This is a genomic window from Rhodococcus sp. DN22 (assembly GCF_036669995.1).
Taxonomy (GTDB): Bacteria; Actinomycetota; Actinomycetes; order Mycobacteriales; family Mycobacteriaceae; genus Rhodococcus_F; species Rhodococcus_F erythropolis.
Genome location: NZ_CP133326.1, coordinates 6,424,801 through 6,445,677, shown reverse-complemented (window position 1 = coordinate 6,445,677; position 20,877 = coordinate 6,424,801). Strand labels below are relative to the sequence as shown.

Annotated in this window: 15 protein-coding genes; 9 read left to right on the top strand and 6 right to left on the bottom strand. The window is 61.0% G+C overall.

Going from position 1 to position 20,877, the window contains the following annotated elements; genetic code table 11:
* Window positions 1-80: 80 nt before the first annotated feature.
* Window positions 81-755: an SDR family oxidoreductase gene (locus RA302_RS29735; protein ID WP_030537458.1), complete on the bottom strand. Its 675-nt coding sequence runs from the start codon at window positions 753-755 to the stop codon at window positions 81-83.
* Between the two features lie 77 nt (window positions 756-832).
* Between RA302_RS29735 and RA302_RS29730 the strand changes: the two genes are divergently transcribed.
* The 4 genes from RA302_RS29730 to RA302_RS29715 all read left to right on the top strand — a co-directional run bounded on the left by RA302_RS29730 (window position 833) and on the right by RA302_RS29715 (window position 5,073).
* Window positions 833-1,759 carry a metal ABC transporter substrate-binding protein gene (locus tag RA302_RS29730; protein ID WP_030537457.1) on the top strand — a complete coding sequence of 309 codons (927 nt, stop codon included), beginning with the start codon at window positions 833-835 and terminating at the stop codon, window positions 1,757-1,759.
* Complete coding sequence (locus RA302_RS29725) at window positions 1,756-2,487, top strand: metal ABC transporter ATP-binding protein (RefSeq protein WP_030537456.1); 732 nt, start codon at window positions 1,756-1,758, stop codon at window positions 2,485-2,487. Before RA302_RS29730 ends, RA302_RS29725 begins: the two co-directional genes overlap by 4 nt.
* 3 nt (window positions 2,488-2,490) lie before the next feature.
* Window positions 2,491-3,381, top strand: coding sequence for a metal ABC transporter permease (locus tag RA302_RS29720; RefSeq protein WP_030537455.1), 891 nt, complete (start codon window positions 2,491-2,493; stop codon window positions 3,379-3,381).
* A 135-nt stretch (window positions 3,382-3,516) separates the two neighbouring features.
* Entirely contained in the window at window positions 3,517-5,073 is a 1,557-nt protein-coding gene (locus RA302_RS29715; RefSeq protein ID WP_007729043.1) for a GGDEF domain-containing protein, read from the top strand.
* Here RA302_RS29715 and RA302_RS29710 read toward each other — a convergent pair.
* Window positions 5,062-5,814, bottom strand: coding sequence for a cyclase family protein (locus RA302_RS29710; RefSeq protein ID WP_172403480.1), 753 nt, complete (start codon window positions 5,812-5,814; stop codon window positions 5,062-5,064). The two genes, RA302_RS29715 and RA302_RS29710, sit on opposite strands and share 12 nt — an antisense overlap.
* A gap of 144 nt (window positions 5,815-5,958) precedes the next feature.
* On the bottom strand, window positions 5,959-6,375 hold the full coding sequence (locus tag RA302_RS29705) for a TIGR03668 family PPOX class F420-dependent oxidoreductase (RefSeq protein ID WP_003942513.1): 417 nt from the start codon (window positions 6,373-6,375) through the stop codon (window positions 5,959-5,961).
* 54 nt (window positions 6,376-6,429) lie between these two features.
* Between RA302_RS29705 and RA302_RS29700 the strand changes: the two genes are divergently transcribed.
* Window positions 6,430-7,431, top strand: a complete 1,002-nt coding sequence (locus RA302_RS29700) for a PHP domain-containing protein (protein WP_003942580.1) — start codon at window positions 6,430-6,432, stop codon at window positions 7,429-7,431.
* 116 nt (window positions 7,432-7,547) lie between these two features.
* Complete coding sequence (locus tag RA302_RS29695; RefSeq protein ID WP_338478877.1) at window positions 7,548-8,396, top strand: hypothetical protein; 849 nt, start codon at window positions 7,548-7,550, stop codon at window positions 8,394-8,396.
* Window positions 8,397-8,405: 9 nt separating this feature from the next.
* Here RA302_RS29695 and RA302_RS29690 read toward each other — a convergent pair whose 3' ends face one another.
* The 3 genes from RA302_RS29690 to RA302_RS29680 form a co-directional block, all read right to left on the bottom strand.
* Window positions 8,406-9,767 (bottom strand): HNH endonuclease signature motif containing protein, encoded by a 1,362-nt coding sequence (locus tag RA302_RS29690; RefSeq protein WP_166502866.1) that lies wholly within the window; start codon window positions 9,765-9,767, stop codon window positions 8,406-8,408.
* A gap of 119 nt (window positions 9,768-9,886) precedes the next feature.
* On the bottom strand, window positions 9,887-10,798 hold the full coding sequence (locus RA302_RS29685) for a cation transporter (RefSeq protein WP_030537660.1): 912 nt from the start codon (window positions 10,796-10,798) through the stop codon (window positions 9,887-9,889).
* 72 nt (window positions 10,799-10,870) lie between these two features.
* The gene (locus RA302_RS29680) at window positions 10,871-11,569 is read right to left on the bottom strand and encodes a haloacid dehalogenase type II (protein WP_007735269.1); all 699 of its coding nucleotides are present in this window, start codon (window positions 11,567-11,569) and stop codon (window positions 10,871-10,873) included.
* A gap of 110 nt (window positions 11,570-11,679) precedes the next feature.
* Between RA302_RS29680 and RA302_RS29675 the strand changes: the two genes are divergently transcribed.
* The 3 genes from RA302_RS29675 to RA302_RS29665 all read left to right on the top strand — a co-directional run bounded on the left by RA302_RS29675 (window position 11,680) and on the right by RA302_RS29665 (window position 20,814).
* Window positions 11,680-13,017: a glycogen debranching protein gene (locus RA302_RS29675; RefSeq protein WP_019746148.1), complete on the top strand. Its 1,338-nt coding sequence runs from the start codon at window positions 11,680-11,682 to the stop codon at window positions 13,015-13,017.
* 56 nt (window positions 13,018-13,073) lie between these two features.
* Window positions 13,074-13,820 (top strand): glycoside hydrolase family 25 protein, encoded by a 747-nt coding sequence (locus tag RA302_RS29670; RefSeq protein WP_003942452.1) that lies wholly within the window; start codon window positions 13,074-13,076, stop codon window positions 13,818-13,820.
* Window positions 13,821-14,799: 979 nt separating this feature from the next.
* A complete protein-coding gene (locus tag RA302_RS29665; protein WP_225320213.1) occupies window positions 14,800-20,814 on the top strand; it encodes an isopeptide-forming domain-containing fimbrial protein in 6,015 nt (2,004 codons plus the stop codon).
* Window positions 20,815-20,877: the final 63 nt, after the last annotated feature.

The following is a 20,877-nucleotide window of genomic DNA, read 5'->3' as shown; positions in this document are numbered from 1 at the left end:
ATGTCAGTATCGGGCCAGTGCCCGGAAAAGCGATATCCGGATGGCCATCGTCACCATTCCGTTACCGCCGAACTGGGGATTTACCGGCCGGTAGGTCGAAGCACGATCTCCGTGGGGTGTGCGTCGGACGGTGTTTCGACGGCAGTGAGTACGGCACGCGCCACAGTGGAGGCTTTCAGGAAGCGCTCCGGGTCGTACTCGTCGCCCTCACCCGCGACGATGTCGCGCTGCATGTCGGTGTCGATCCGTCCGGGGTGAATGGAGGTGACCCGAAGTGCCGGCTCTTCCAGGCGCAACGCATCTCCGAAAGCGCGCAGGGCGAACTTGCTGGCCGCATACGAGCCCCAACCGGCGTTGGCGCGCAGTCCGGCACCCGAATTGATCAGCACGACGTGACCTCCAGCCGCACGAAGCGCGGGCAGGAGAACCCGCGTGAGTTCGGCGACGGCGATGACGTTTGCCTCTAGGGTGCGTCGCCACTGATCGACCGAGGATTCCTCGATGGTTCCGATGTCGGCCACGCCGGCGTTGTGTACCAGCACGTCGAGCGTCGTGATGGACGAGGCGGCGGCGACGGCGTCGTAGTCCGTGAGGTCGAGGGGTAGAGGCGTCGATCCGGGCAGTTCGGCGCAGATCGGCTCGAGGGCCTGCGCGGATCGTGCACCGAGCAGCAGGTTGTGTGTCGGCGCCAGTTCGCGTGCGATGGCAGCTCCGAGGCCGCGACTGGAACCGGTGATCAAGGCAGTAGGACGCATGGCCCGAGCCTATCGAGTGGAGATTGTTCGGCGATACGAACTTGTGTATTTGTTTACCCACATATTAGAGTTCGACCATGACGACACGCGACGCGAAGAACTTCCGCCGCCTGGGAATTGCCGCCCTCGCCGCCCTGCTTCTGTCCAGCTGTTCTGCGGTGAGTTCTGGCTCCGACGACGACCGCCCGGTGGTGCTCACCACGTTCACCGTGCTGTCGGACATCGCCCAGAACGTTGCCGGCGATCATCTTCGCGTCGAGTCGATCACCAAGGCGGGGGCCGAAATTCACGGCTACGAGCCGACGCCCGGAGACATTCGGCGGGCGAGCGAAGCCGATCTGATCCTCGACAACGGCATGAACCTCGAGGCGTGGTTCGCGAAATTCGTCAACGGACTGGACGTGCCACACGTCGTGGTCAGCGACGGCGTCGAAGGCATTCCGATCGCCGGCGACGCGTATGCGGGCAAGCCCAATCCGCATGCATGGATGTCTCCGTTGAATACGCAGATCTACGTCGACAACATGGTGACTGCTTTCAGCGACCTCGACCCGGACAACGCCTCGGCATTTGCGGAGAACGGCGCGAAGTACAAGACGGAACTGCAAGCAGTGCAGGACGGCCTGGTCAGTGGCCTGGCGGCATTGCCCGCAGGTCAGCGCGCACTTGTCAGTTGCGAGGGTGCGTTCTCCTATCTGGCCAGGGACGCGGGACTCAGCGAGGCGTACATCTGGCCGGTCAATGCCGAGCAGCAGGCGACGCCGCAGCAGATCATCGCCGCGATCGACTTCGTCCGAGCCAATTCCGTTCCCGCCGTCTTCTGCGAGTCGACGGTCTCGGATGCCCCCATGCAGCAGGTTGTCGGGGCGACCGGCGCGAAGTTCGGCGGAACGCTGTACGTCGATTCGCTGTCCGAAGCCGACGGTCCCGTGCCCACCTATCTGGACATGATTCGCCACGACACCGACGTCATCCTCGGCGGTCTGACCGGCGGTAAATCATGAACGAAGCCATTCGCGTCGAAAACGTCAGCGTTCACTACGGCGAGGTCCACGCACTGGACCACGTCGATCTGACGTTGAACTCGGGTAGCGTCTGCGGACTGATCGGCATGAACGGTTCAGGAAAGTCGACTCTGTTCAAAGTGATCATGGGGATGATCAAGCCGGACAACGGTTCTGTCAGAATCGCCGGTCTCGACGCAGCCGCTGCGCGCAAGAGCGGCCGCGTCGGATACGTGCCGCAGAGTGAAGACGTCGACTGGACCTTCCCGATCAGCGTCCGTGACGTCGTGATGATGGGCAGGTACGGTCACCTCGGATTCTTGCGACGTCCGCGGCGTGCAGATCGCGAGGCGGTGGCAGAGGCCCTCGAGCGGGTGGAACTCACCGAATTTGCGGATCGTCAGATCGGTCAGCTCTCGGGTGGTCAGAAGAAGCGCGCGTTCGTCGCACGCGGCATCGCGCAGGACGCGTCGATACTGTTGCTGGACGAGCCGTTTGCGGGCGTCGACAAGCGTTCCGAGGCAACGATTTCTACGCTGCTACGAGAGTTGGCTTCCGACGGCCGGTCGATCTTGGTCTCGACCCACGATCTCCACGCTGTGCCGAAACTCTGCGACGAGGCGGTACTGCTCATGCGCAAGGTCCTGGTGCATTCCGACCCGGACACCGTGCTGCAACCGGAAAACCTCGCCCTGGCTTTCGGTCTCGACGTGATGGACAGGACCTGATCGATGAACCTCGTAGAACTGCTACTTGATCCTCTCCAGTACGGATTCATGGTGCGAGCGTTGGCCGTTGCGGTTGTGGCAGCGGTTGTCTGCGCGGTGCTCAGTTGTTGGTTGGTGCTCATCGGGTGGTCGTTGATGGGCGACGCCGTCTCGCACGCCGTGCTGCCGGGTGTTGTCCTCGCTTACGTCGTCGGCGCACCATTTGCCATCGGGGCCTTGATCTTCGGGTTGATCGCCGTAGCGCTGATCGGACTGATCCGTAACACCAGTCGCGTCAAGGAAGACGCCGCGATCGGTATCGTCTTCACGACTCTCTTTGCGTTCGGTTTGGTTCTCATCTCGGTGACCCCCAGCCAGACCGATCTCAACCACATCATTTTCGGCAACCTGCTGGGGGTGAGCTCGTCCGATCTTCTGCAGGTCGCGATACTCGGCGCGTTGGCGTTGAGCATTCTGTTGATCAAGCGTCGTGATCTGACGTTGTTCGCCTTCGACCCGATCCATGCGAACGCGATAGGTCTTTCGCCCAAGCGCCTGGGTGCGCTGCTACTCGGCGTCCTCGCACTCACGTCCGTTGTGGCGTTGCAAGCCGTCGGCGTCGTGCTGGTGGTGGCGATGCTGATCATCCCCGGCGCGACGGCCTACCTCCTCACCGACAAGTTTTCGCGGATGCTGGTGATAGCTCCCGTCGTTTCCGCAGTCTGCGCGATTACCGGTATCTACGTCAGCTACTACCTCGACACGGCTTCCGGTGGCATGGTCGTCATGACGCAGGGCATCGTGTTCGCTCTGGTGTACCTGTTCAGCCCCTCGCAAGGGGTGATCGCGAAATGGACTTCGCAGCAGCGTAGGACCCGAGCGGAATACAGCGCCGCGGCGTACGAGCCTTCCTGATCGTTCGTACAGTTAACAATCCGCTACCAAATCGGGTAGGTTCGTACGGGCATTCGTCACCACAACATTCCGGCCGCAACGATGCCGGCTGCAAGACGATCGGTGGTGACGCCTTGAACACCGATGGGTTCTTCGATGACGCAGTTCCGAGCGCGACGCACGTGGCTGGTTCTCGGCGTCGTTGTCGCGGTCATCGCTCTCGCCGGATCCGGGCTGCTCAGCCCACGAACTTCGGTTCTGGTGGACGATATCGCCCAGCTCGTCGGCGGAGCCACCGCAACTGCGGTCTGTTGGTGGACATCGCGGCGCTATCACGGCGTCGAGCGTCGTTGGCGAACTCTGATGGCTCTGGGTATGGCCGGCTGGACTCTCGGGATGTTCTTCTGGGCGTTCTACCGCTCGGTTCTCCACGTTCCACTTCCGTCGCCGTCGATCGCGGATATCGGTTTCTTCATGTTCCCGGTGTTCGCCGTGCCGGCGCTTCTGTCGTTGGTGCGTCAGTCGCCCCGGCGTGAGGCGATCGGTCCTATCCATCTCTGGCTCGTGCTGACGCTCGACGGTCTTGTCGTTGTCGGTGGATTGTTCATCCTCACGTGGACGACGGCCCTGGGCGCCGTCGTTCATACCGGTCCGACGGGATCTCTCGGGTTTCTTGTCGCGGTGATGTATCCGATCACCGACTTCGTTCTGATCGCCATGGTCTTGCTGATGGTCATCGGACCGAAGGCCGTTGCCGAGATCCGCGAACCGCTGACGTTCCTCGGGTGCGGGTTGGTGATGCTCTCCCTTTCGGACAGTCTTTACGCGTACTTGGTGGCGATCGGCGCCGAGAGTATGCCGACCATCGCCGATGCCGGGTTCATCGCGGGGCCGCCGTTGATCGCCTTGGCGGCGCTGACGAAGCGAACCGAGCCTCGGAACCGCAACGCGCCGCAGCAGTGGCGAAGCGATCGGACTCAGTTGCTGCTGCCGTATCTGTTGATCGCGGTGATCGCGACGATCGTGACTGTTCAGGCGCTGATCGTCGGCAACCTCGATGCCGTGGTCGTGATACTCGGCGTCGGCGTGTTGGTTCTCGCGCTGGTGCGCCAAATACTCACGCTCCTCGAGAACGACGCGCTCCTCCAACAGATCTCCGCTGCCCAGGACGAGCTGAGGTACCGAGCACATCACGACCCACTCACCGAGCTTGCAAACCGGGCCGCGTTCGACGAACACTTTGCGAGCGCCATCGAAAACTATCGCCAGACGAACTCCGATTGGGTGCTGATGCTTGTCGATCTGGACGACTTCAAACAGATCAACGATCGATACGGGCACCCGGCCGGCGACCGGTTACTGGTTGCTCTCACAGCACGTCTGCGCGAAGCGGTTCCCGAGGGTGCGTTTGTCGCTCGATTCGGTGGCGACGAGTTCACAGTGCTCCTGCAGGGCACGATCGACGACGCCGTCGTCGTGGCTCGCCGGATCGTCGACGCGCTCAGGTCCGATCAGACTGCAGACACATCGGTGTCGGTGGGTGCGAGCGTTGGTGTCGCGCATTTCGAGTCCGCGCAGTTCGAGTTCGGGGACGAACCGCTCAGCGCGCACACTCTTCTTCGCCAGGCCGATGCGGCGATGTACGAGGCGAAGAGAAGTGGGAAGGGAGCGGTCGTTGTCTACGGCGACCGTCGCAAATGGTTATCGCCGTAGTAGTGCGAAAATCGTTGCCGGTGAACCCGATCCGGCCTTGTTGATCGCACCACCGACAAGGATGCTAGCCCCGGTGGTTGGCAGGGCGGCAAGATTGTTCAAGTTCTCCAGGCTGATTCGATGCTTGTCGTACAGGATTGTCGAGACGGGGTAGGTTTCGTCGTTTCCGAGGTCGGGACCGAACGTGTCGGTTCCCAATGCTCCGCGGGTGCCCAAACGGCCGGTGTCTATCAGCCACCGCGCCGCGTCCACCGAGAAGCCGGGCTGGTGGGTGACGCCCTCGGCATCGGAGTTGGCATATTCTTCGCTACCCCAGCGCGATTCCCACCCGGTCCAGAGAACTACGGCCGCTCCATCGGGGATCTTGCCGTTGCGCGTTTCCCATTCCTGCAGGTCCGCGACCGTGAGCGCATAGTCCGAATCGGCGGCAGCCTTGTCCCGGATGTCGATCTTCACTGCGGGGAGGAAGAGGTCCGCCGGATCGAGTTGGTCGGCTGTGAGGCCGCCTTCCTGGAAGTGTGCGGGTGCGCCCCAATGCGTGCCCGTGTGCTCACCTTCCTTGACGTACTGGAGGTAGTAGCCGTCGTTTGCGATGGTGGCCGCTGTGTCGAGAGTGAACTCGGGGTCGCCTGGAAAAACCGGTGTCGTCGCCGGGTCGTTCACGTGTGAGAGCGAAACAACCGACAACTGTTCGTTCAACGGGCTTGTTGCGTCTTGACTGCTTCCGGAACTGCTACCCATGTCGATCACCTGAGGTCCCGCTACCAGCGCCAGACCTGTGGCTGCGCGCTGAAGTAACTGCCGTCGTTTCATCGATCCCCCGCCAATTTGTCCGAATTGAGAGTGTTGCAATCACTTTCGCTCCTTGAACACTAGGACAGAACCTTAGGCTGCTGCGGACCACGACGACCACTCCACATCGCGGACAGCTATGACCTGTCCGTGCGGTCGGTGATCTACGTACTGCGGATACTTTGCGGCCAAAGCATCGATCGCGCTCTCGGACTCCTTGGTGCCGGGGTCGAGAACCTCCGCATGTCCGTCGACGCGGACCCACCAGAGCGCGGACCAGTCGTCGTCGTAATGATCGACCAGCAGGCTTGCGCGCCCCGTCTCGGTGATGTTCCGGAGCCTGCGAAGAGCGGTCGTGGTTTTCGGTTTGTGGTCGACACAGGAATAGACGGTGCCGCCGACCAAGACGAATACCAGCGGCACGATGTGCGGAACGCCGGCCGCATCTGCCGTTGCCAGGTGAGCCACCCGCGCGGCTTCAAATCGTGCTCTCGGGTCGTCCATATTCACAGCGTAAGGGGATCAAGGGTTGCCGCGAGCCGCTGCTGACGGAACAGTGGTCTCATGGAACCGGATGAAGCGCTTCGGGAGATCGCCTACTGGCTCGAACGATCACGCGCTGAAACGCACCGCGTCAAGGCCTATCGCCGAGCTGCGGAGGTCTTTTCAGGATTGTCCGACGAGCAGAAGGAGTCTCGCCGGAAAGCCGACAGTTGGAAGGCCCTCACCGGCATCGGGCCGAAGACTGCCACGATTATCGCTCAGTCGTACGACGGCATCCCCGAGTATCTCGAGGAACTGCGGGGGCAGGCTGAGCCCATCGGCGACAGCCCATTGCGCCAAGCCCTCCGCGGCGACCTCCACACCCACTCCGACTGGTCCGATGGTGGAAGCCCCATCGAAGAAATGATGCGACGCGCAGCAGCACTCGGCCATGACTACTGCGCCCTCACCGACCATTCGCCTCGCCTCACAGTTGCCAACGGGCTGTCCGCGGAGCGCCTACGGTCTCAACTCGACGTGATAGCCGGGTTGAATGCCGAACTGGCTCCCTTCCGCATCCTCACGGGAATCGAGGTGGACATCCTCGAGGACGGTTCACTCGACCAGGATCCCGATCTGCTCGACGAACTCGACATCGTGGTGGCGAGCGTCCACTCCAAGCTGCGGTCCGAACGTGAGGCGATGACCCGCAGAATGCTTGCTGCAGTGAGAAACCCGCGTGTCGATATTCTCGGACACTGCACCGGGCGTCTTGTCGAGGGTGCTCGCGGAACCCGGCCCGAGTCGCAGTTCGACGCGGAGAAAGTGTTCGAGGCCTGCCGCGAATCAGGCACAGCCGTTGAGATCAATTCCCGACCGGAGCGTCGTGACCCGCCTTCGCGTTTGATCGAGTTGGCCCGCGATCTCGATTGTCTTTTCTCCATCGACACTGACGCCCATGCCCCCGGTCAGCTGGCTTGGCAGGGCTACGGCTGTGACCGGGCCGAAAAGTGCGGCGTCGAAGCCGATCGGGTGATCAATACCTGGACCGCCGAAGATCTTTTGGAGTGGGCGGGCAATTGACGGTCTCGGCACGCGCGCTGCTGTCGGTGCCGTTGGTGGCGTCGCTTTGCCTGGTCACCGCTTGTTCGGCTCCGTTCTGGCGAGATTCGGTGTACTTCACACCTCCTGAGGCTCGGGTGTTCGAGACTGCCAACTGTCTCGGAATTGAAGTCGCATGGGGCCTGTTCGGTGTCGATCTGTATTCGCGTCCGAAACACGAAACAGGGTATCTTCCATCTGATTTCGATCCAGTGGCAGTATTTCGTTGCGAAGTCGGCGAAGATGCCTCCGGAGCGCTAACCGTCGACATGGTTCGACTCGAAGGTGACGTAGCCGCCGTCAAGGATGCATATCGTGTCGACTCCAAACGCTTTCCCGACAATGTCGTTGCGAGTTGTGTCACAAGCGAACTGGTTCCCGTCAAACTGTGGATGGTCAACAGCGCCGGACAAGTGATGTTTCCGGCCTGGCCGTCGAGTCCGTGCGGCTTTCAAGTCGGGCCTCTCGATTCGCTTCGATCTCTGCATGAAGTCGAACGTGTCCGAACTTCGTTGAGTCTTTCTCCGACGATGGCGAATTGCGATCGCTCGTCTGCCGTTCAATTCGACCGGACAGATGCCAGAGAAGTTGACAAGGCGCGCGAGCAGTTCGAGAGAGGCGAAGGCTATGACCCGCTAGACAATGAGCTGGCTACGCCTGTCGCTGATGCTGCAGGACTATCCGTGTGCCGGCATGAATCTCAGACAGACGTGGACGTTATTCGCCTGTCCGAAGCGGAGAGTCGAGACGTGGTTGCCGCCATAGCCGATGCTCCTATAGCTCCGCCTTGTGATCAGATCGCGACAGCGACAGCATCATCAACCCTCCTACGGGTTGACGGTTCTGGTGGTACTCCTGTGAGCGTGGAGTTGGATGGATGTCGCCGCGCCGCCCTTTCCGGCTATCGAAGCACGCCGGAATGGGTCACCGAGGCGTTTGCTCGGTGACCTCCGGGTTCAGAGTCGTGTGGTGGAGCGGAGGGGTTTCCGGTCGGGGTCGATGCCCGGTGGTGGGATGAACCAGGGCAGGTGATCGGTGCCCATTCGGATTTCCCATTTGCCGGTGAATCCGGGTTTTCGGTGCATCAGGGTGTGGTGGGTTCGGCAGAGTAGGACCAGGTTGTCCATGACGGTTGGTCCTCCTTTGGCCCAGTGTTGGATGTGGTGGGCGTCGGTCCAGGCGGGGACGCAGTCGCAGCCGGGGAAGGCGCAGCCTTTGTCGCGGGCGATCAGGGCGGTGCGTTGTGCTGCGGTGACAAGCCTTTTGAGTGGGGTGACGTCGAGTGGGGCACCGTTTTCGTCGAGGAGGACGCTGGAGAGCATGCAGTCGCAGGCGATCATGCGGGTGCGGCCGACGCTCAGTGGTCCCATCCAGGGCATGTGGCCGACATCGAGATCTTGTTTGTCGAGATCGTGAAAGTCGAGATCGAGCATGCCGGGATCGTCGTCCTCGGAGGGGACAGGTGTTGAGCCATCACCCGTTGTGGCGCATTCACGGTGGTAGGCCAGGTCTTTGGCGTTGATGTGCACGTTCAGGTGTGGGCGTTGGCCGCCGTCGATGCCGGTGGCAGCGTTGTCGAGGTAGCGCCGGATGAGTTCTGCCATGGCGTCTGCGTTGCGTGTGGCGGCGGGTCGTTTGTCGGGTGTGCCGTCTTCGGCGGGGGTGGGCATGGAGAGGTTGGAGAGGGCGGAGAGAAGCATTTCGCCGGTCACTCCGTCGAAATCGCCTCGGACGGCGACTCTTCCGTTGAGGGTGGGGGAGATGCGCAGTTCGTTGCGGTCGGTGTCTTCGCTTGGTGGTGGGTCGTCGGATTCGAACATGTGCTCGAGGACGCTGATGGCGTAGCGCAGTTTGACGGTGGTTGCTTCGGTTCCCGATGCTGCGGCGAGGAGTGTGTCGCGGCAGTACGGTAGTGCGGCGTCGGGCATTGCCTTGGGTGGGGATTCGCAGAACGCCACGATCAGTGCTGCGTGCTCGAAAGTGAGGTCACCGGCATCGAATTGGTCTTCGATCTCGGGAAACGACCGTAGCGCTTTGCCCAGGGCTGCGATTCTTCTGCCGGTGGAGATCTGCAGCATGGTGTGGTTCGCGAGCCATTGTCCGGTGCCGCGGTAGCAGAGTACTTGTTCGTCCGGGTTCAACGTCAGGGTGTCGACAGCGGCCACTCGAATGGCTTCCAGGCGAAGGATTTCCGCTGACGCGGTGATGGCGATCTCGCGGACGTCGCTGGGGTGAAGCCGCCACAATCGTCCGCGCACACCCACGGCGGAGTTGTTGACCACGTCGGTGACGGCATCGTCGGTGATGTTGATCGTCATGAGAACCCCCCGTTCCACCTCCCATCATACTCGAACATACTTTCGAGTCAAGGGCTTTTTCGAGAAGGTGAGGTGGGCCCGGCCGTCGTGATTCTGTTGTTCGAGAGCAGATTCCGTCGCTAGAGCATCAGCGCCGGATCTGTAGTCAGTTCGATGTTCAGCCACGGTTCGTAGGGGAGATCGGCGAGGCTGGTGGCGAACGAGCGTCGTACTGCGTCTTCACCGTCGATGTCCCAGCTGTGTGGCGCGACCATGAACGTCGCTTCGACATACAGCTTGCGACCCACCTTGCTCATGGTGAGAGTCGGTTCGTCCAAGCCGAATTCGTCGCGGACGACGGCGATGGCTTCGTGCACGCGGGCCTGAACGTTTTCGCCGGGAGCACCTTCGAGGAGTTCGATCAGTGCGGTTCGCAGAAGTGCGTACGGTTGCGGGACCAGCATCGCGCAGCCGAGGAGGACCAAGACGGAGTCGGCATATCGGTCGGCGTCGGAGAAATCGGTGCGGCCCAGGATCATTGCGACGACAGCACCGACTGCGACCAGCGCGCTGAAGGCAGCCGACGCTCCCCATTGCCTGGCTTCGGCGACGAGCAGATCAGATGTGCGGTCGACTTGTCCGACGTAGCGCCAGATGATGATCGACACCACTGCGCTGACAGCGCCGTATGCCACCAGAGACCCCGCGGTGACGTCGGCTCCGCCCGCGAGGATGACACGAACTGCCTCGACTGCGGCGTAGGCGAGCGTCGCCAGTAGTGCCATGCCCTGGACAGCGATGACGACCGGGATCAATGCCTCCTTTCCGAACGGGAAGCGTGCGGTGGGGCCCGAGTCGGCTATCCGCGAGACCCGCAGTGAGATCGCCGTCAACACCATTCCGATGAGGGCGTACACACCGTCGAGCAGGATCACCTGGGACTGCGAGATCCAGCCCCAGAATGCGGCGAGCACAGCCAACGCCGTTGCGACCACGAGCGAGTACCGCAGGGCCTTGCGTTCGCGGGTAGCGCTGTCTTCCTTGGTGCCCATGAATTCCAAACCGCCTGTCCGTTTCGATATTCGTTCACGTAGGAATACCAGCAACGACGCGCAGGCACGGGATCAGTGGACCAATTGCGCTGCCAGATCGAGAAAGTCCTCGGCGTTGATGTCGAACTCGTCGGAGAAGGACACATCGGGATTGCCCCTGGCTCCGAATTCGAGTGGTCGAGCTATGAAGGCTGTGCGGAATCCGAGAGCTTTGGCCGCCCGGATGTCGTATTTGTGACTGGCAACCATCATGATCTCGGCCGGGTCGTACCCGAGATATCGAGCAGCCAGGTGGTAGATCTTCGGATCTGGTTTGAAGACGCCGGCCATTTCGGCAGTGAAGACGGCATGCCATGGCAGATTTCCGTGCCGGGAGATGCTGACTGCGGCATTCACGTCGGCGTTGGACAAGGCAGCGATTGTGTACTGCTGGCGCAGGGTTGTCAGGCCGGCGACAGTGTCGGGCCACGGGTCCAGGAATTTCCAGGCGGTGGTGAGTTCTTCCTGTTCGGCATCGGAAAGTTCGATGCTCTCGCGGGCCAACAGCTTGCGCAGAGCCTCGCGGTACACCGAATGTACTGTCACCCATTCGCCTGTGGAATCGTCGGCCTCGGAGGTGTTCGCGAAGTACTCAGCGCGCCAGAGATTGACGAATCTTGGCCAGTCCACGTCGGCGTCGGTGATTCGACGGGCCTCTCGGCACAGTGTGCTGTGAAAATCGGTCGCTGTGCCCTGGACGTCGAACAGCAGTGCTTTGATCTTCTCGCGCACTAGGCCTCCACTCCGAGATCACCTGACGGACTTCCTTCATTATTGCGGCTGCAGCGCCGGATTCGTGCTCGGTGAGCGCAAAGGCTCGACGCGTCGCAAAATAGACATCTATGGCCGACCGCGGATTTACCCCGACTCAGCTCGCCGCCCGAGCTGCCTACTTGCTGCGCGGAAACGACCTGGGCACGATGACCAGCGCTGCCCCGAAGCTGTATCCCCACATGTGGAGCTGGGACGCCGCGTTCGTGGCGGTAGGTCTGGCGCCGCTCAGCGTCGAACGGGCGGTAGTAGAGCTCGATACCTTGCTCTCGGCTCAGTGGAAGAACGGAATGATTCCGCACATCGTGTTCGCGAACGGTGTCGACGGCTACTTCCCCGGCCCGACGCGGTGGGATGTCAATGCGTTGGCAGCGCATGCTCCTTTGGGTACCGCTACATCGGGAATCACCCAACCCCCCGTTCACGCGATCGCGGTGCAGCGGATTCTCGATCATTCGCGTCGGCACGGACGTACGACGCGTGCGGTCGCGGAAGAGTTCCTCGACCGGCGCTGGAGCGATCTGGTTCGGTGGCACCGGTGGTTGGCGGAGGCCCGCGATCTCGACGGCAACGGCCGTATCGCGCTCTATCACGGGTGGGAATCTGGGATGGACAACTCTCCGCGGTGGGATCTGGCGTACGCGAATGTTGTTGCGGGACAAGTTCCTGCGTATCAGCGTGCTGATCTCGCTGTGGTGACGGACCTGTCTCAGCGGCCCACGGATCACGAATACGACCGCTACCTTTGGCTTCTCGAAGAGATGAAGGCCGTGCGGTACGAGGACTCGCAGCTTGCCACAGCCATGAGTTTTGCCGTCGAGGACGTGTTTGTCAGCGCGGTCTTCTCGATGGCGTGCGACGTCCTGGCGACGATCGGCGAGGAGCATTCCCGGCCGAACTCCGACGTCCGTGATCTACGCGGGTGGGCAGATCGATTCCGGCAGGGCGTGATTGCCACCACCGATGAACGATCAGGTGCAGCAAAGGATTTCGATCTTCGCACCGGGCGATGGGTTCATACCGAGACCATCGCGATGTTTGCGCCGTTGCTGTGCGGCGGTCTGAGCCGCGATGCCGAGCGCGCTCTGTTGCGCACTTTCGAGGGGCCCAAATTCTGTGGTCACCCGGACATGCGGTTTGCTGTCCCACCGTCGACGTCTCCGGTTTCCGGCGATTTCCGCCCGCGGGAGTATTGGCGTGGCCCGGTGTGGCCGGTGATCACGTGGTTGTTCTCGTGGGCGTTCGCGCGTCGGGGGTGGGCCGAGAGATCGCACGTGTTGCGTTCGGAAGGGTTGCGGCAGGCCAGCGATGGCAGTTTTGCCGAATACTACGAGCCTTTCACCGGTGAGCCGCTGGGCAGTATGCAACAGTCGTGGACCGCTGCGGCTGTTCTCGATTGGCTCGGTTGAGTGAACATTCCCTGAATTAGGGGACAAAACGGACTAGTCGACCTTAGTCTCGGGAAATGGTCGAGCGACGGATCGTCAGGACACTGGGCAAGCTCACCCCGATCGCGATGGCAGCTGCCATCGCGATCACGGCACCTGGCCTCGCCGCTGCCGACGCTCCCCGTGGCCCGGACGTCTCTTCGTGGCAACACGTGGACGGAACCGGAATCGACTGGTTCCAGGTCAAGGCGTCAGGGCACGAGTTCGCGATGGTCAAGGCCACCGAGTCGCTCAACTACGTCAATCCGTACTTCATCCAGGATTGCCTGGTCATGCGTGCTGCCGGCGTCTCGCGCGGGGCCTACCACTACGCAGACGTTCGCCAGTCCCCCGAAGCCCAGGCCGCCTTCTATTCGGCGATCGTCCTGGGTATCAACGGACCTGGTGACCTCCCGCCCGTTCTGGATCTCGAGGACGCGAAGGGACTGCCCGCCGGGCAGGTCATCGACTGGACTCATCGCTACTTGAATACAGTCCAGGCACTTACCGGGCGGCAGCCCATCATTTACACGTATCCCAACTTCTGGCGTACTCAGATGGCCAACACCACCGAGTTCAACCACTACCCGCTGTGGATCGCCGATTACAACGGGCAGAACGCACCGGGGCCGCTACCCGGCGGTTGGTCCAACTGGACTTTCTGGCAGTACACCAGCACCGGACGCATCCCCGGAATCACCGGAAACACTGATATCAACGTCTACAGCGGAGCCCAGGGCGATTTCGATCGCTACGCCAACAGTGTGGGGTTCGGCAGCAGCTAGTTTGCGGCGGGGCCCTTGGCTCCGTGGTGCCCGGTTCGGGCCCTTTCGCCCTCGATGCATTTGCCTCGAGGCACGCGGAAGGGCCCTTTTTGGCACTCTTGTGACGCTTGGCTGTTTAGTCCGGTTGTTGCTCGTCAGTTACGAGAATTCTGCCGGGCGGTAGCCACGGTCGCTGAACTTTCGACTAGCTGAGCAGGATCAGAAAATAGCTATGGCAGAAAATGAGCAGAACTGCTCTGCCTGAAAAGCTACAAAACGGACTTGAAGTTGGGTTTGAATCGAAGGCGGCCGCCCGGTTTCGGGCGAAGTTGGTGCCTCGCAATCCAATTATCGGAGCCTCGGGATGCTTCGTTACCGGCAGCCGTCGCTGAGTGTGGTCTGGATCAATTCGATCAATTTCGACGTGCTCGCACGGGTGATCGGACTCCATTCAGGACGGGGTTTCCGACCGTCGTTCGAGGGTCTGTGGCGCATCCAACAGGCCTTATCCATATTGGGCATTTGTCCAGATTCCGTACCTTCCTTGAGGTTGGTCGTCACCCGATCTGGTCAGCGGAAACGTTGAATGTCATCGCGTTCGCCGCGGTGCCGCACTCCGAGGGCTGAATTGTCCGCTCGGACAACACTGCTCCTCGAAGCTTGTCCGATCTACGAACAAAAACGTCGATCGGTCTGCTTTGTCCGACTTTCGATGGGCAAGCTCCCGGTTATCTGTTATCTTGTTCCTGATAACTGGAAGGTTGCTCTCGATTTGCGCGGATTTCGAGGGCCAAGGTCCTGTTCAGGGCGGCTCTTCCAACACGCAGGTGTTTCCGAAGAGGAGCTCGAATGACAGGACCGGCAACAGCGTCCGGTGTGAGGTCGATCAGCCGAAAACAGGCGCATCGACCCGAACCAACCGATCAACCGGGAGTTCGCGCCAGCGCTCTCGCATCTCCGTCCATCGAACATCGATCAGGCACATCCTGGGGAGTAAGAAATGCCTAACGACATACCGCCGACAAGGTCGGCCATATTCACCGCAGGGCTCCCGCCCTGGGTGCGAGCGTGGACGGTGGTATGGACCGCCATCGCGATGATTCTCGGTATCTCCGGCGCGACGGCAGTGGTTGCGTCAGCGCAGCCGGCCGCGACGCTCGGCGGCCCCGTTCAGGCTCAGGCGCCGGCTCGCGCCGCTGTTCTTCCGGATGAACAGCCTGCAAAAGGCTGCGCATTCAGCGCCCCCGGCACCGGTCCGTTCTCGCAGAACATCTGCTGGATCGATATGTCGACGCTCGATGCGGCAACGGCTGCTTCTGCGGCAGGGCAGTCGATGGAAATCCAGCTCACCGACGGTTACAAGATCAACTTCAAGGCTTTCCTCACCGACTCGGTAGCGGGAAAGACACACCAGGGGATCGAAACGAAGGCATTTCCCACGTTGCACTATGCAGCGTTGGGAACTTCCGCGTACACGGGTGTGCCGACGACGATCAAGCCGGCGATCTACCAAACCTCAGCCACCGCTGGTCAGTCCGGTGGAACAGTCTCGCTGAAGAACATCGTGATGACGGGGCCGAATGGCGCCGTCAACAACTACGGGCTTGTAGCAGCCGACGCCGAGTCGACAGACGCGAATATCAATACTACGAACGACCGTGAATTCCTCACTTTCAATTCGGACAAGCCTCTACGGCAGATCGCACGTACCGTCGGTGACGACAGTGATCCTGCCTACCCCGGAATTCGGGCCTGTGACGGTGGGCTGACGGGTATGCCAGCCAATACCGTCCGATGCGATTCGTGGAACAACGTCAATGGCCAGGGGCGCACGCCCGGAACGCTGGTCGTTGCATCGACTGCTCCGACAAGTTTCGCAGCCACTTTCGGAAATACCGTTCAGGCGACCTCGCGTCAGGGCCTGGCGTTCGGTGTGCTGCTGTCGAAGGTCAAGATCGACAAGGACCTCACGCGCGTCACCCCCGGTGACGATTTCACTATCGGCATGAGCACCGGACACCACGCTGATGCAGGCGCCGCTGCAGCAACCGAGATCAAGAGCACCACGACCGGTGCGACTGATACGACGGCATCGACTGGCTGGCGGACGCTCCTCGCAGATACCACGCCCACCCCTGTCACGTTCTGGGAGAAGCCAACTACCTCGGCGACCAAGACCGCGAACTATGCGACATCGTGGGATTGCCAGGTAAACGGCGTGACCCAGGCCCTCAGGGTCGGTGACGTTGCGCAGGCAGCACTTACACCGGGTGACAACGTGTATTGCAAGGTCAAGAACACCCCGGTTCTCGTGAAGAAGTCGTCGTCACCACCTACCGGTGAGACGGTCAATATCGGCCAATCAATCACCTACACTCTGAATTTCGAGAATCCGGGCACTGCGCCGGCAACGATCGACTACACGGACTACCTCGCCGACGTCATTGATGACGGAACAGTTGCGGTCGGTGCTGCAACCGGCGGACTCACCGCCGCATTGAACGGCGCCGACAAGATCAAGGTCGGCGGCACCTTGCCGGCCGGCGGCAAGGGGACAGTCACATACACCGTCACTGTCAAAGACGGCGGCAACAAAGTTCTGAACAACTATCTGGTTCCGGGGACTACAACTCCCCCCACAACATGTGATCCTGCAACCAATCTCTGCACGACGCATCCCATGCCTGGTTTCACGCTGACCAAGACGGCTGATCCGGTTTCCGGTTCGACGGTTCAGGCCGGCGACACCATTACGTACACCGTCACCGGTGCCAACACCGGCAGGACGGCCCTGACTCCCGCGACGATCACCGATGATCTGAGTGCGGTTCTCAACAATGCTGCTGTCGTTCCGGGCTCGCTGAAGGCGACCATCGACGGTGCTCCTGTTGCTGCTCCGACTCTTTCGGGCAGCACTTTGTCGTGGTCCGCGAATCTCCCGGCCGGTAAGTCTGTTGTTCTGACATACCAGGTGAAGGTCAATGCCGGCGTTGCCGCGGGAACGGTTCTGAACAACAAAGTCACCGGTACTGCGAAGCCGCCGACCGGTCCGGACATCACTCCTCCTCCGGTGGAAACGAATCACTCGGTTCCAGGTTTTACGCTGGCGAAGACTGCCGATCCGATCTCCGGTTCGACGGTTCAGGCCGGCGAGTCGATCAAGTACACCGTCACCGGCACCAACACCGGCAAGACGAAGCTTGATCCGGTACAGATCAATGACGATCTGGGTGCGGTCCTCAATAATGCTGCTGTCGTTCCTGGTTCGCTGAAGGCGACCATTGACGGAGCTTCCGTGGCTGTTCCGACTTTGTCGGGTACGACGCTCTCGTGGACTGGCGTTCTCGAAGCCGGCAAGTCGGTTGTCCTGACCTACGAGGTGAAGGTCAACGACGGTGTCGCTGCGGGTACGGTCTTGAACAACAAGGTCACGGGTACTGCGAAGCCGCCGACCGGTCCGGATATCACTCCGCCGCCGGTTGAGACGAATCACTCGGTTCCCGGTTTCACTGTCGCGAAGACTGCGGATCCTGCGTCGGGTACCGGCGTCAATGCTGGTCAGACGATCACGTATACGGTGACCGGTACGAACACCGGTAAGACGACGCTCAATCCTGTTGTGTTGACTGATGATTTATCGAAGGTTCTCGACAACGCGACGTTGGTGGACGGTTCGCTGAAGGCGACTGTTGACGGTGTCGACGGTGCTGCTCCGACGCTCTCGGGCACCACGCTCACCTGGACCGGTGGATTGGAAGCCGGTAAGTCGGTTGTCCTGACCTACCAGGTGAAGATCAATGCCGGTGTTGCCGGTGGCACGTTGATCAACAACAAGGTCACTGGTACTGCGAAGCCGCCGACGGGTCCGGAGATCACTCCTCCGCCCGTGACGACGGAGCATCCGGTTCTGTCTCCGAAGATTGCTGTGGTGAAGTCTTCTGATCCGGTGTCGGGGTCGAATGTTGTTGCCGGTCAGGACATCAAGTACACGCTTTCGTTCTCGAACACCGGTAACGGTGCGGGTGAGGTGGCGTACTTCGATGATTTGCGTCAGGTTGTGGACAAGGGTGCATTGAGTGGTTTGGCTGCTGATGCTCCGTTGGTTGCGACGATGGTCGGCAGTGATGGTTTCTCGGTGACGGGGACCTTGGCGGCCGGCGAAACGAAGACGGTGACGTATTCGGTGAAGGTCAATGCCGATGTGGTCGGTGGGGTGTTCGTGAACAACTTCGTTGTTCCGGGGACGACTCCTCCGGTTGATCCTCCGGAGGTGTGTGATCCGGTGACGCAGCTGTGCACGACGCATCCGGTGGTCTCTCCGAAGATTGCTGTGGTGAAGTCTTCTGATCCGGTGTCGGGTTCGAATGTTGTTGCCGGTCAGGACATCAAGTACACGCTTTCGTTCTCGAACACCGGTAACGGTGCGGGTGAGGTGGCGTACTTCGATGATTTGCGTCAGGTTGTGGACAAGGGTGCATTGAGTGGTTTGGCTGCTGATGCTCCGTTGGTTGCGACGATGGTCGGCAGTGATGGTTTCTCGGTGACGGGGACCTTGGCGGCCGGCGAAACGAAGACGGTGACGTATTCGGTGAAGGTCAATGCCGATGTGGTCGGTGGGGTGTTCGTGAACAACTTCGTTGTTCCGGGGACGACTCCGCCGGTTGATCCTCCGGAGGTGTGTGATCCGGTGACGCAGCTGTGCACGACGCATCCGGTGGTCTCTCCGAAGATTGCTGTGGTGAAGTCTTCTGATCCGGTGTCGGGTTCGAATGTTGTTGCCGGTCAGGACATCAAGTACACGCTTACGTTCACGAACACCGGTAACGGTGCGGGTGAGGTGGCGTACTTCGATGATTTGCGTCAGGTTGTGGACAAGGGTGCATTGAGTGGTTTGGCTGCTGATGCTCCGTTGGTTGCGACGATGGTCGGCAGTGATGGTTTCTCGGTGACGGGGACCTTGGCGGCCGGCGAAACGAAGACGGTGACGTATTCGGTGAAGGTCAATGCCGATGTGGTCGGTGGGGTGTTCGTGAACAACTTCGTTGTTCCGGGGACGACTCCGCCGGTTGATCCTCCGGAGGTGTGTGATCCGGTGACGCAGCTGTGCACGACGCATCCGGTGGTCTCTCCGAAGATTGCTGTGGTGAAGTCTTCTGATCCGGTGTCGGGTTCGAATGTTGTTGCCGGTCAGGACATCAAGTACACGCTTACGTTCACGAACACCGGTAACGGTGCGGGTGAGGTGGCGTACTTCGATGATTTGCGTCAGGTTGTGGACAAGGGTGCATTGAGTGGTTTGGCTGCTGATGCTCCGTTGGTTGCGACGATGGTCGGCAGTGATGGTTTCTCGGTGACGGGGACCTTGGCGGCCGGCGAAACGAAGACGGTGACGTATTCGGTGAAGGTCAATGCCGATGTGGTCGGTGGGGTGTTCGTGAACAACTTCGTTGTTCCGGGGACGACTCCTCCGGTTGATCCTCCGGAGGTGTGTGATCCGGCGACGCAGCTGTGCACGACGCATCCGGTGAAGGTTCCGGGGTTCACGGTCGCGAAGGCTGCTGATCCGGTGTCGGGTACCAATGTTGCTGCTGGTCAGACGATCACGTACACCGTGACGGGTGCGAATACGGGTAACACGACCCTTGATCCGGTGGTGTTGACCGATGATCTGTCGAAGGTTCTCGACAACGCGGTGTTGGTGGACGGTTCGCTGAAGGCGACTGTCGACGGTGTCGACGCGACTGCTCCGACACTGTCGGGCACCACGCTCACCTGGACCGGTGCATTGGAAGCCGGTAAGTCGGTTGTCCTGACCTACCAGGTGAAGATCAACGATGGTGTTGCCGGCGGGGTTCTGATCAACAACAAGGTCACCGGTACTGCGAAGCCGCCGACCGGTCCGGAGATCACTCCTCCGCCGGTGACGACCGAGCATCCGGTGGATGGCACACCCGCGATCGAGGTACTGAAGTCCTCTGTTCCGTCCACCACGAACCGTGTGGTTGGCGGCCAGGAGATCACGTACACGCTCACGTTCAAGAATGTGGGCACCGCGGATGGTGAGGTCAGCTTCTACGACGATCTCACCGACGTTCTCGACGATGCAGTAATGACGAAGGATCCGGCTACCACTTCCACGCTGGTTGTTTCGGGTGTCGTCGACAACGTCTTCACGGTCACCGGAAAGCTGGCCAAGGGCGAGACCGCGACAGTGACGTACACCGTCAAGGTCAATCCTGAGATCGGAACGTTGTCAGGTCCCGGATTCACTCCGGGTGTCCTGAACAACTACCTGGTGGTTGGTGGCGAGAACCCGCCAGTGGACTGTGTCCCGGGCGACGCTCTCTGCACCGAACACCCGATAGACCCGCCGGAGACCACCACTACGGTGCCGCCGACGACCACCACGACGCCGCCGGTCACGACGGAGCCCTGTGTTCCTCCGACGACGACCACGCGGATGGTTCCGACGACAACGGTTGCGACGACGACGGCTAGCGCGATCACTGCCGGTGACGCTGATGTGACCGGTACGGAGGAATCCACCACCGCGGAGGAGACCACCACAGAGGAGACCACGACAGAAGAAGTTGTCGCGGAAGAGATTGTGGATCCGTGTGGCGTGACGACAACGACGCCGCCGACGACAACGCCGCCGGTCACGACAGTTCCGCCGACCACGACGGTTCCGAACACGACGGTGCCGGTTACACCGACGATCATCATTCCCCCGATCGTCGTTGTGCCTCCGATCGTCGTACCGCCGACGGTTCCGGGTCAGCCGGTTCCGAGCACGGTTCCGGGACAGCCGAAGCCGCCGACAGCAAACCCGGGTCAGCCGGGTCAGCCGAAGCCGTCTGCTCCTCAGGGCGGGACGATCAACTCGGGTGGTGGCGCTGGTGAGAGTGGCGTGAACACCGGGTTGCTCGCAGCAGGTGGATTGGTTCTGCTGCTGGCGCTGGGAACGGGTGTTGTTCTCCTGACGCGTAAGCGTCGCGAGGACGGTGACAACTGATTCTCTTGAGAATCTGAGGTAAACGACGTGGGGCAGATCGCAGAGTATGCGATCTGCCCCACA